This window comes from Aeromonas sp. QDB03 (assembly GCF_027707985.1).
Lineage (GTDB): Bacteria > Pseudomonadota > Gammaproteobacteria > Enterobacterales > Aeromonadaceae > Aeromonas > Aeromonas hydrophila.
In genome coordinates this window covers 164,938-176,781 of sequence record NZ_JAPCJG010000002.1, presented here as the reverse complement: position 1 = coordinate 176,781, position 11,844 = coordinate 164,938, and the positions used below count along the sequence as shown (strand labels likewise).

Genomic DNA, 11,844 nt, shown 5'->3' with positions numbered 1-11,844 from the left:
GTGTATCTTTTGCTTTTTAAATTTATCTATGTTTTATAGGGGAATTATTTTTCTATTATTTCCAGGATTCGTTTAGTATTATTACTATCTCTATATGAGAAAAATTTATTTGCTATTTTTGAAAATGTCTTATCCAGTGAAAAACCTTTCTCGATATATTCACTCAGTGTAGAGATTAACACATCCTCTCCTGTTATTACTGGGCCGGGAATACCGGTATGAGGGCATACCAAAGGCCCCCCACGGGTTGCGAAAAACTTCTGTGAGTCAAACCAGTAATATAAAACAGGCTTTCTTTGATACAACATATCAAACGATGCAGAAGAGTAGTCGGTGATCATGATATCAGATGAAGTAATCAGAGACTGGACATCAACATCGTTCATACTGTGAAGTCTAATGTGTTCTGATTTTGGTAATAAGCTTAAATGCGAGTGCATTTTATGATGCAGACAGATATCTGCTTCAAGATCATTATCTTTTAGTAGACGATTAAAGCGGTCAGATGTAATTAATGAATGTATTTTACTAAAATATTGTGACTTTTGAAATTGTTGTGGGTTTGCATTGGATAACCAATCTCGCCAGGTGGGAAGAATAAGTACCCGTCTTGATTTTTTTTGTGGATGTTTTGGTAATTTGTCGAAACGTGATAGTCCCGTAACAGCGACTTCGTCTTTATCAAATCCAAATTGACGGCAAACTAAGTTCTTTTCAAAGTCAGAGCTTACAATAAATTTATCCGGTAACTCATGCCGCTTTTCCATAGAGTTCTTGTCATAGTATCCCGTAGCTCTGTTAAGAGCAAAGATACCGTGTTGCAGAAAGATCTTTCTCTTATGCTTGTGCTCTTCAGCAACACGCTGCCACTGGTGGAATACATCCCTCATGCTATCGCTGAATACATATGTAGATGCTCTGTTAAAAATGACAAAGTGTTTTAAACTGCCATATCTTATTACATTAGTAAAGCCATCAAGATTTATTTTTGTTTTAGCTTTACTATCGATTACATAATAATAGTCTTTGTTCCCTTTATATTTTTTAGTATCTTGAACATGGCAAAATACATGGTAACTAGAGTCATTTGCAGTTTTCCCTAATCGTTCACCTACAAGAACAATATTATCACTGTCTTTATATAGTGTTGCACTGACTATTTTTGATATGCCGTATTTAGCTTTCCATGCCGTATTGATGCATGATGACTTTACTTTATTTTTGATTTTTCTTATATTTACTTTGAATTTTTTGTTTTTCAAGCTGTGATAGTCTTGAATAATATCATTGTCGTTCTTTTCAATTCCCTTATTAAGGCATGACCTTTTAAATACGCCGTTCATGACTCTATGCGCTTCTGAATAGAAGCCATGGTAGATAAGTAATAAGGGTAGACGTCTCACTGGTGTAAAAACCCTCAAAGGTTTATCTCCAATATGAGAGGTTAGAAAATGTCTAAGATGTTTATATATGGGTTTTACTTCATCAATGGTAGAATCAACCGAATACTTGGTCAGACGGTATAATAGTCCCCGTAACACAAACAGTTTTGCAAGATATGTTTGTCGCTCCGGTAATCCAAATTGCAATGTCAATTCGTACACTTTGGTTAGATCATAGAATACTTTTTCGTTGACGATTTGTGTACATGAAGGATTATCCTCGTCATCACGTCCACGATAGAGGTAGCTTATATGTGGAGTCGTTGATATATGATTGGCCTTATACATAGCCTTCATTACAAATATCCAGTCCTCAGCTAATTTGATACCAACTGGAAACTCGATATTGTTTCTTAATAGCAGATTTCTTTTATACAACTTGGCCCATGGTGCCGGCGTTTTCACTAAAATAGAGTGATGAAAGAATTTAACCTTGCGAAGGGCCGCACTAGCTACTTCAGCATGGTCTTCAATAAACCAGCTTCTTCTAGAGTTAAATGCTTTGCTATGGGATACAATAACCTCCGAGCAAGTTTCCTTGGCCAGTTTATACAATGGCGATAGCGCATCGGCTGGTAATAAATCGTCAGAATCCAAGAAAAATATATACTCGCCAGAGGCGATCTTTATCGCATTATTCCTAGCTACCGACTGACCAGCATTTTCTTGCTGAATAAGATATATATTCTTATAAGTTTTCTGATATTCCCGTATTATCTCAACAGAATTATCTGGTGAACCATCATCGATGAGAATCACCTCTATTGAATCGTCAAAACAAAGGCCATCAACAGTTTGTGTTATTAATGAGTCGAGACAATCTCTTATATATTTTTCTACGTTATAGACTGGAATTATTATCGATATTAGTTTATGCACTTTTTTATCCCGATTACTCAGAAAAATAATTAGATAGCAATTTGCTTATATTGCATTTATGATTCAGATTTTTTGTATTAAAGTCATTTGCACAAAATGAGTGAGGTAGAGTTCCTTTCTTTTTCGCTAACTGGAGAGCATTGAAATAAGTTGCGGCCGCTGGAGATCTGACATTAAAGTAATAGCAGATATCTCTGGAGGGAACGGCAACTCCTCTAATATATGAGAGCCAAGGAACAAAAAAAGTTGCCAAATTCAAATCATAATTTGTCCTAAATCGATTTGGCAAAAACTCTTTCAGCTCTGTTCTATATAACCGCCAACTTGTCTCAAACATGCTCTTGCGTAGTGGTACATAAGTATGTACCAATGGGTGATCGATAAGAAAACTGAAATCATTATTCAAGATAGCGGCAGATTTCAATGAGGCCGACAAGGTCGGTGTGTCTGCTCCCTTCCCCTGCATAATGGTCAAGCTTTTCTTGGCCATAAAGAGGGAGGCGATACCATTGCTTCTGAAAAAATGCCCCGCAGGCAGTGGTCTGGCGACAAAGACATCGTCATTGAAATATATAAAGTGCTCTGCCAGATCAGGTATCTTGTGCAGATGCGCTTCAATCACGTGGGAATTGAATGTAGGTAGGTACTGTGACTCGATAATCTCGGAATGATCGACAATCCGGATTCTATCAGTGGGGGTCAACCATTTTGGGCACTGCTTATCAGTAACAATATATATTCGTCTAACCCATGGCAAGAACCTGAGCACACTACCAAGTGAATATCTCAATTCATCATGGTTACTAAATCGAGCCGAGTCAGTAGCATGCATACCGACGTGACTTTCATTTATTAATCGCTTGTAATGCTGGTAACGCTCTTGCCAGGAAGGATCTGAGTCATCTACCCATGTAAAAACCACATCAATAGGAAAATCAATTTCTATTTGACTTTCCAGTGCCAGATCATGGCGCATAAGGACATCTTCATCATTCTCGGCACATGCGATCTCGTTTCGGACGATTGGATATTTCTTATTCAGATGATCCCGAATAAAAATCCCCGGACTTTTGAAGAACTTTCTTAGTTTTCTCATGATGTTTAGCTTTATAAAGAGCGAGGAATCACCTCGCCCTGAATTTTATAAAATCAAACTAATGATGTTATAAACTCTCGGAAACTGTGCTGATAGTCTCTATGTCTAAGGCCATATTCAACAAAAGCTTTCATATACCCCAGCTTATCGCCACAGTCATGAGACTTTCCCTGCATACAGAAAGCATCTACTTGGCCATTTTTCAGCAATTCTGAGATGGCATCTGTTAGCTGAATTTCATCACCAGCACCAGGTTTGGTTGTACGCAGGTGTGGCCATATCTCTGGCGTTAACACGTAACGCCCAACAATAGCAAGATTGGATGGCGCTTCATCTTGTTCCGGCTTCTCAACAACATCAAATATAGTGGCAGACTCACCAGCATTCACATCAATAGAATGGCAGTCCACGATACCGTATTTTGATACATCTTTGATATCAACAGGTTCCACCATAATCTGGGAGTGACTTGACTCTTTATAATTTCGAACCATTTTTGCCAGATTATCTTTTTTCAGATCGCTTGCGGCGTCGTCGATAATCACATCAGGCAATACCACTACAAACGGGTTGTCACCGACGAGAGGATATGCGGAAAGCACTGCGTGGCCCAACCCTTTTGCCTCACCTTGACGGACATGCATGATAGTCACATCCTTGGGGCATATGGACTGGATCTCTTCCAGTAGTTGCCGTTTAACCCTGCTTTCCAAGGTCGCTTCTAGCTCGAATGACTTGTCGAAGTGGTTCTCTATGGCATTTTTGGATGAATGTGTAACAAGAATAATTTCTTTGATGCCTGCCGCTATGCATTCATTGACTACATACTGAATCAATGGCTTGTCTACAATAGGCAGCATTTCTTTAGGAATAGCCTTGGTTGCAGGTAACATGCGGGTACCCAGGCCAGCAACTGGAATAACAGCTTTCATTTTATCCCTTATTATTTATTTGTTTTTTATGTATAAAAAAGCAGGGCTGTGATTATTATTTCAGCCCTACCAAAAAGAATTAAAAGAATTACTTAAAGCAATACCAATGCTCTAGCCGAAATGGCGATCTGATAGAGCACTTCGGTAATATCCTTGGTGATCTGCAGTGACTTGGTATCGACCTGCGGCAGTACGAAGATCTCGTCACCCGGTTTGATGGCAATCTCTTTGTTGTCCAGATCGCTCTTCTCGATCTGGCTGAAGGTGCCATCACGGTGCAGCAACAGGATGCGGGAGTTGCTGGCTTTCTGGGTAAAGCCGCCGGCCAGATTGATGTAATCGGCCACGGTACGCTTGCTGTCCATCAGGATGGCGTTCGGGAACATTACATCCCCGTGTACCATGATGAGGTTGGTCTGGCGCGGGATACGGATGATATCACCCGGTTCGAGCCGCACGTCTTCCATATTGGTGCCGTTGGCAAGCACCACCTGGCCGTTGGGCTGAATGTCTTTGGCACGCTCCACCCACTGCATCAGAAGCTGAGCTTCGCTGTTGCGCAGCTTGGCCTCACCTTCAGACGAGGAGCGTGCGGTCAGGATGCTGGCTTCCAGCGCCTTGAGCGATGACTGCAGCATCTCTTTTTGACGAACCTTGACCGATTCCCGATAGAGCTGGATGGCACTGAGATCCGCATCCTGGGTCAGTTTCAAGCCGTTGAGGATGTCGCCAAGGCGAGCGCCGTACTTGAGCACATACTCCTGGGCACTGTCGTGTTCCCCTTCCACCCGCACCGCGATGGAGGCGTAACGCTTGTCGGCAATCACCTCCACGGTATCACCGGAGCTGACCATGTGGCTGCTCATCTGCTGATCATTGATGGGGTAGTAGTCCATGCGGATATCTTCCCCCTGATTGCGGCTCACCCGGATATGGGTGGCATCGGGGTCGGGCCTGGCCATCTGCATCAGCTCGGTCAGGGTGACATGGGGCTTGCTCAGCTCGAACTTGTTGGCGTTGGCAACCTTGCCTCTGACCGTGGTCTGATAACGCAGCGGTGCCACCACTATGATGTCGCCATCACGCAACTGGGTCGGCAGCAGGGTACCATTGATCAGGAACTGGTAGAGATTGTAGTGGCGCAAGGTTTGGCCATTGCGCTTGAGGGCCACATCCAGGTAGCTGCCACGCTCGGGGGAGATGCCACCCGCCTTGTCGAGAAAATAGAGGATGGAGTCCCCCGATTGGCCGGCAAACAGACCCGGCTGTTTGACAAAGCCGGTCACGAAGATCTTGACCGGTTGGCTGACATCCAGGGTGGCATACACGCTGACGTTCTTCTGATAAACGGTGGTGATGGCGCCCAGCAGGGTATCGTTGAGCTGCTCGTTGCGTACCCCGGCTACCTTGATGGGGCCCACCTTGGGCAGAAAGATATTGCCTTGATGATCGACCGTCAGCGGTTGATCAAACTCGACGCCGCCCCAGAGCTGTACCTGTACGCGATCGCCAATGGAGATGCGGTAATCCGGGTTGAAGCCATTGAAGGATTCGCGGGCGAATTCGCCGCGAAACAGCCAGTTGCCAAAGACCGGATCCTGGGTCTGGGTGTCGGTAATGACCTTGCGAACCGGGGCTGCTTCTTGCGAGATCTCGAGGGCGAACGCAGGTTGCAGCAACATGCTGAGGCCCAGCGCCAGCAGGCTGGGCTTCAGGTTCAAATGGGATAACATCTTCAAAAAATCACTCCTGATCAGTCCTGGTGTTCACGCAGGGTCGCCAGACCCATCACGACCAGACCGTAGAAAAGACAAAGCAGCACACCTATGGTTGCCAGGTTGTAGAGACGGCGGGGATATTCAGCCTCTTCGGCCAAGCTGGGTTGGCTGACCACCAGCAGATGCTTCAGTTTGCGATAGGCTTCGACGCGGGCCTGTTCCATGCTAACCAGGCCGGTCTTGTAGACATCGGCGGCCAGCTGGGTTTGTACTTGAACCGCCTGATAATCGGCGTTGACCTCGTTGAGGGCTTGCTTCTCGCTGCCGGTCAGTCGCTGTTTCTCTTGCGCCAGTTGGCGGGTGAGGGCATCCACCCGATCTTTTACCGCCACCACGTCAGGGGCATTGGGGTTCATGTAGATCTGCAGACGTTTAAGCTCGGCGTCCTGGCGTACCAGTTCCGCTTCCAGCTCAGACACCACGCCCATCATGGCGGTACTGGTAGCCTCGGGGCTCATCAGCTGGTGTTGGTTCTGGAAGGCGAGCATCTTTTCCCGTTCACTCAGCAGCCGCTCGTGGGAGCGGGCAACCTGAGATTCGACGAACTTGAGTTGCTCGACGGCGACCTGACGGCTCAGCCGGTTGATGAATCCTTCGCTCTCCTTGAGCATCAGTGCGACCACCTGCTTGGCATACTCAGGCTCAAAGGTTTGCAAACTGACGGTCAACACCCCGGAAAGCTCATCTAGGCTGACGGTCAGGTGGTCACGATAGAAGGCCAGAAACTCTTCGCGACTGGCGTCTGCCGGTAGGCGGGAGAAAAGATCTGCGTTGTCGCTCTGGTAGTGCTGTTTTAATTGCAGCTTTTTATCCAGTGTATTGAGCATGTCCCAGGATTTAAGGTAATCCTGGATCACCAGCACATCCTGATGATTGCTACCACCCAGCCCCAGCATGGAGAGGGCATCCGGCATCATCTTGAGCTGATCTGCCTGCTTGATGATAAGGCTGGCTTGACTGACGTAGCGATCGCTTGCCACAAAACTGTAATAGAAGGTTGCTAACATGAAGCAACCTAGGATCCATAAAAAACTGCCTAGCTTGATTGCTTTTTTCCACGACTGGCGGGCTACCCGATAACCCTTGGAATCGATGAGAAAGAGTTTTGGGTCCCGCTTGAATTTGCGAAGTTTTCGCTCAAGCAGGGCACTGAGATTGGCTTTGGTCATAGGTATCCGTGGCAAGGCTTAAAAGGAAAAATCAGAGCTTTTGATAGATGGTGATGGCGTCTTCAATGTCATCGTGCAGGGTCAATTGCCCATTTTGCAGCACGATGCCCATATCACACTGTTGGCGTAAAGTTTTCATGTCGTGAGAGACCATGATCAAGCTGGCGGTCTGCCGCTTTTGGGTGAAGACATCGATGCACTTTTGCTTGAATCTGGCATCCCCTACCGAGGTGATCTCGTCGGTGAGGTAGATATCGAAATCAAAGGCCATGCTGACGGCGAAGGAAAACTTGGATTTCATACCACTGGAATAGCCTTTAATGGGCAGTTCAAAGTGCTTTCCTATCTCCGAGAACTCCTTGACCCACTCTTCCACGGCTGCTGTATCGTGCACACCATGGATGCGGCAGACAAAACGGGTATTTTCCCGCCCCGTCATGCTGCCTTGAAAGCCGCCGCTCAAGGCCAGTGGCCAGGAAACCCGACTATGGCGAGTCACTTTGCCTTTGTTGGGCATATCCATGCCGCCGAGCAATCGCAGCAAGGTCGACTTGCCGGCGCCGTTGGCTCCGAGAATGCCGATATTGCGATCTCCCGGCAGGGTGAAGCTGACATCTTTAAGCACGTAATGACGGCCAAATTTGGTCGGATAATATTTTGAGACGTTTTCCAGCGTGATCATACGGTTAGCTTGCAATTAAGCGGCGATGGCTGAGGCGATAGGCACTCATGGCAAAGGTAAGTAATATCAATGTGATACCCGTGAGATAGCCCCAACTGCCTCCCAGAGTCTGGAAGCCAGCAATCCAGCCGGAGCGGATCAGCTCCAAGGCATGCACAACAGGATTCCATAGCAATAGATGCTGATAGTTCTGTGGCACCGCTGCCAACGGAAAGAATACCGCCGAGATCCACATCATAGGTCGCATTAGAATAGGGATTAGTTTGCGTGCTTCCTCGGAAAGCGAAGTCGCAACGCAGAACAAGGTTCCCAACGCGAATGAAAAAATCATCAGCAATCCATAGCCGGTCAGCACGGCCAGCGGATCGGCGGGCATAGCATCGAAGCCAAACCAGATAAGTCCCAAGATCAGTACAAAGGCGACCAGTACACCAATCAGGGTTTCCAGCAAGAAACGGGAAAACAGGGTGGCAAAGGGGGTCACCTGCCGATAGCAAAACAGTCCCTTGTTGGCACTGACTGCGGATTGCAGTTGACCGACCACGTTTTGGAACATCATAAAGGGCAGGTAACCGGCGGCGATAAAGACCGGTGCTTCCACCCCGCCGAAGCCGGTGCGCTGGCGCATACCAAAGATGAAACAGAATACTGAAATCGCAAACAAGGGATCGAGCACGGCCCAGGTGTAACCCATCCGGTAACTGCCGAAACGGGTCTTCAGTTCACGCATCAGCAGGCCGAAGGTGACATCCTTCAGCACGGCCAGCGAGGTTCTGCGATGAGTTGAGAGAATAGGGGTGTTCAATGTTTAATCTAATATCGACAATTGAATTTTAAGAAGGTGCGACTCTATCACAAACTGCTGATCCACTGACTACTGCAATGGTAGTAGGGCGTCAGTTCGTATTTGATTAGTACAGACATGTTGATGCCATGTTGCTTTGTTGTTATTTTTAGGGCTGCGATTAGGCATAGCTACCGCACGGCAATGACATATTCCCGAAGAAAGAAAGCAGATTGTGTTTAACGAAAATAAAATGGGGGTGATAGCGAGGCGTTGCTTGCTGTGAACAGCAAACATAAATGGACTTGCAAAGCAAGTAATCAACCCGTGCATATCGCGTCATTCTGTGATGCGCATCATGCTTAATTTTATTTGTGCTGCATACTACCCACCAGTTGCAATTGAGTCAACACGCAATATCAATTGGTGGAAAAGTCAACTGTCAAGTCTAACCATTTGTTGTTAATGTGTTTTTTTTGAAACTTTATGGTGATTGACACAGATCCGATGAGTATTAATGGTGAAAAAATGATTAATTAAGACTTTTCTTACATACGATGTTTTTTCATTGAAATACTGTTTTTGTGATCTTGGTTTCTTGTATTTTTTAATTTTCAAAGAAGTGCATCATTACTATTCCACTGCTCAAATAATATCCTTCCCATCTGATTTGTTCTGTAATTCATTGTTAATGTCTCCGCTTGCTAGACTATTTCCCCTGAAATGTTGAACTTTTTAGTTTTTCATATCCAATTGACAAACATCTTCCTCACTGACTATGCCTGATGTGTACCCATTCGAACTTGAGTGTGGCTACGCAGAACAACAAGGACAACAACAAGGACAACAACAAGGACGTTGGAGGGGAAGATGAACGCTAACATGCTTTTGCTTGCCGGGGCGCTGGCGACCTTGAGTGCCGGCACGAACGTTGTGGCCGGTGATGACATTATGGCGTTGCAGCTCGGCAAGCCCGCTGAAAATGAGAAACTCGACATCTATAGCGTTGATGTGAAATACCACCATATGTTTTGGCGTTGGGGCGACACAGGCTGTCAGCTTGGTCTGGGGGCTCGGGGTGGTATGTTGAAGGTAGGAGATGACAGCACAGCCAGACTCGGAACTGGTGCCAGGGCTGAGTGCCTGTGGGGCAACTGGGTGGTCTGGATCCCGGTTGAAGTGCTCTGGCTGGCGGAGCATGAATTCGGCCACCGTGGCAATGGCTTCAAGGACTACGGTGGGCCGTTCCAGTTTTCAAGTGGTATTGGTCTTGGCTATGCACTGACTTCAAACTGGCTGATTGGCTATCAATATGAGCACATGTCCAACGCCAACATGTATGAGCAGAACCCGGGTCTGGATAGTCACTCCATCCACATTGAATATCGCTTCTAGCTATTCCTTACTGCATTGCATGAGCCAAGCCCCTCTCCTCAGGGGCTTTTGCTTTGCGGGTGTTCATCAAGCCTAACATCTAGATCAGCGGCCCAGGTATTCCCGGTCGAAGAAGGTGTTGACCCAGTGGGGGCGGTAGATGGCGAGCAGGGTCATAGTCATGCCGTTGAGCAGCGCTTCGGGGAAGAGCAGCAGCGGCCAGATGGAAAGGTAGTCGGCGCTGATGGTGTACCAGGGATAGGTGTCGCTAAGGCCCATCAGGAGGGCACTGGCCACCACCTTGACCGAGATGGAAAGGGCGCCGCCAAGAAAGGCCACCACGAACAGGTAGACGAACAGATGGCGCGGTAGCCAGGCCCAGCTGGCCAGAAACAGCAGCCAGGTGGTGGCGACCGGCAGGGCCACGCCGATGAGGGCCTGCCAGCCGATCTCGGCTAGCGGGATGACGCCAAAATAGCTGAGCACCAGCAGGGTGAGGCAGGGGGCGAGCAGGGCGAGACGCCAGCCCAGCAGCAGGGTCAGGCTGGTGAGGCCGAGAAAGTGCACGTCCAGTCCCTCGTGCAGGCCGGCCCGCAGGGTCCAAAGCGGCACCAGCACGATGGCGCCGCCGAGGCAGAGATGCTGATAGAGCGGATTGTGGTAGAGGGTGCGCAGCAAAGCGCCGCGCAGGCTGAATATGAGCAGCAGTACCCAGAGCAGCAGGGCGGCGGCTTGTCCTTCACTCATGGCAGATCCTTGTCCGGTGACGGCATGCAGGTGGGCGAAGCCCGATGTGAAAGGGGCCGGCGTTTTCCCGGCCAGCCCCTGAGCTATCAGTATTTTACGTTGTTGTGGTACTTGGCGAGGATGCCCTGGACGCGGTCCATGGTCTCCTTGCTGGGCGGCTTGATCCCGTTGAGATCATAGGTGTCGCCCAGTACGTCCCACTTGTGCTTGCCAAGTTCGTGGTAGGGCAGCAGCTCCACCTTCTCGACGCACTCTCCCAGTTCGGCGATGAACTGGCCGAGCCCTTCGGCGCTCTCGTCGTCGTCCGACCAGGTCGGTACCACCACGTAGCGGATCCACATGGTCTTGCCCTTGGCGGCCAGATAGCGGGCAAACTCCAGGGTGTACTTGTTGCTGACGTGAGTCAGCGGAATGTGCTTGTCGTCGTTGATCTGCTTGATGTCGAGCAGCACCAGATCGGTATTGTCGAGCACCTTGTCGAGCTGCTCGTCGTAGTGGCGCACGAAGCCGTTGGTGTCGAGGCAGGTGTGGATGCCCTTCTCCTTGCAGGCGGCGAACAGTTCGGCGATGAAATTTTGCTGCAGCATGGCTTCGCCACCCGAGGCAGTGACCCCGCCACCCGAGGCATTCATGAAGTGACGATAGCTGGTGATGTCGCTCATCAACTCCGGCACTGTCACCTCGCGGCCGCCCTGGGTGTCCCAGGTGTCGCGGTTGTGGCAGTACTTGCAGCGCATCAGGCAGCCCTGCATGAACACGATGAAGCGTATTCCGGGGCCATCGACGGTGCCGCAGGTTTCAACGGAATGGATCCGGCCAATGACCCCGGATGCATCGGCGGTCACACTGGTTTCAGCGGCGGTGGCGCTGACTTCGACAGCGGGGATCCGATTAATGACAGACATAGACGACTCCAATGATTCGAGCAGGCCGTTATTTTATTACATAAAGCCCTATAAAT

Annotated in this window: 10 protein-coding genes; 1 reads left to right on the top strand and 9 read right to left on the bottom strand. The window is 48.2% G+C overall.

Annotated features, from left to right (window positions below; genetic code table 11):
- Positions 1 to 44: 44 nt before the first annotated feature.
- The 7 genes from PG900_RS05525 to PG900_RS05495 all read right to left on the bottom strand — a co-directional run bounded on the left by PG900_RS05525 (position 45) and on the right by PG900_RS05495 (position 8,783).
- The gene (locus PG900_RS05525; protein WP_270831046.1) at positions 45 to 2,321 is read right to left on the bottom strand and encodes a bifunctional glycosyltransferase/CDP-glycerol:glycerophosphate glycerophosphotransferase; all 2,277 of its coding nucleotides are present in this window, start codon (positions 2,319 to 2,321) and stop codon (positions 45 to 47) included.
- 13 nt (positions 2,322 to 2,334) lie between these two features.
- Positions 2,335 to 3,417, bottom strand: coding sequence for a stealth family protein (locus PG900_RS05520; RefSeq protein WP_270831045.1), 1,083 nt, complete (start codon positions 3,415 to 3,417; stop codon positions 2,335 to 2,337).
- A 53-nt stretch (positions 3,418 to 3,470) separates the two neighbouring features.
- A complete protein-coding gene (galU, locus tag PG900_RS05515; protein ID WP_270831044.1) occupies positions 3,471 to 4,349 on the bottom strand; it encodes a UTP--glucose-1-phosphate uridylyltransferase GalU in 879 nt (292 codons plus the stop codon).
- A gap of 92 nt (positions 4,350 to 4,441) precedes the next feature.
- A complete protein-coding gene (locus PG900_RS05510; RefSeq protein ID WP_372588107.1) occupies positions 4,442 to 6,070 on the bottom strand; it encodes a polysaccharide biosynthesis/export family protein in 1,629 nt (542 codons plus the stop codon).
- A 32-nt stretch (positions 6,071 to 6,102) separates the two neighbouring features.
- The gene (locus tag PG900_RS05505) at positions 6,103 to 7,296 is read right to left on the bottom strand and encodes a sugar transporter (RefSeq protein ID WP_323937457.1); all 1,194 of its coding nucleotides are present in this window, start codon (positions 7,294 to 7,296) and stop codon (positions 6,103 to 6,105) included.
- 31 nt (positions 7,297 to 7,327) lie between these two features.
- Positions 7,328 to 7,978, bottom strand: a complete 651-nt coding sequence (locus PG900_RS05500; protein WP_171280412.1) for an ABC transporter ATP-binding protein — start codon at positions 7,976 to 7,978, stop codon at positions 7,328 to 7,330.
- A 4-nt stretch (positions 7,979 to 7,982) separates the two neighbouring features.
- On the bottom strand, positions 7,983 to 8,783 hold the full coding sequence (locus PG900_RS05495; RefSeq protein ID WP_270831042.1) for an ABC transporter permease: 801 nt from the start codon (positions 8,781 to 8,783) through the stop codon (positions 7,983 to 7,985).
- An 849-nt stretch (positions 8,784 to 9,632) separates the two neighbouring features.
- Between PG900_RS05495 and PG900_RS05490 the strand changes: the two genes are divergently transcribed.
- On the top strand, positions 9,633 to 10,157 hold the full coding sequence (locus PG900_RS05490; protein WP_049049034.1) for an acyloxyacyl hydrolase: 525 nt from the start codon (positions 9,633 to 9,635) through the stop codon (positions 10,155 to 10,157).
- Between the two features lie 84 nt (positions 10,158 to 10,241).
- Here the strand turns inward: PG900_RS05490 and PG900_RS05485 are convergent, their stop codons facing one another.
- Together PG900_RS05485 and pflA are read right to left on the bottom strand one after the other, a co-directional pair.
- Positions 10,242 to 10,883 carry an energy-coupling factor ABC transporter permease gene (locus PG900_RS05485; RefSeq protein ID WP_043121963.1) on the bottom strand — a complete coding sequence of 214 codons (642 nt, stop codon included), beginning with the start codon at positions 10,881 to 10,883 and terminating at the stop codon, positions 10,242 to 10,244.
- A gap of 86 nt (positions 10,884 to 10,969) precedes the next feature.
- Positions 10,970 to 11,788 (bottom strand): pyruvate formate lyase 1-activating protein, encoded by an 819-nt coding sequence (pflA, locus tag PG900_RS05480; RefSeq protein ID WP_011705579.1) that lies wholly within the window; start codon positions 11,786 to 11,788, stop codon positions 10,970 to 10,972.
- Positions 11,789 to 11,844 lie beyond the last annotated feature (56 nt).

Coding starts and splice junctions, on each gene's coding strand:
- PG900_RS05520 (WP_270831045.1), bottom strand. CDS start 3,417: ATGAGAAAACTAAGAAAGTTCTTCAAAAGTCCGGGGATTTTTATTCGG.
- galU (WP_270831044.1), bottom strand. CDS start 4,349: ATGAAAGCTGTTATTCCAGTTGCTGGCCTGGGTACCCGCATGTTACCT.
- PG900_RS05505 (WP_323937457.1), bottom strand. CDS start 7,296: ATGACCAAAGCCAATCTCAGTGCCCTGCTTGAGCGAAAACTTCGCAAA.
- PG900_RS05500 (WP_171280412.1), bottom strand. CDS start 7,978: ATGATCACGCTGGAAAACGTCTCAAAATATTATCCGACCAAATTTGGC.
- PG900_RS05490 (WP_049049034.1), top strand. CDS start 9,633: ATGAACGCTAACATGCTTTTGCTTGCCGGGGCGCTGGCGACCTTGAGT.
- PG900_RS05485 (WP_043121963.1), bottom strand. CDS start 10,883: ATGAGTGAAGGACAAGCCGCCGCCCTGCTGCTCTGGGTACTGCTGCTC.
- pflA (WP_011705579.1), bottom strand. CDS start 11,788: ATGTCTGTCATTAATCGGATCCCCGCTGTCGAAGTCAGCGCCACCGCC.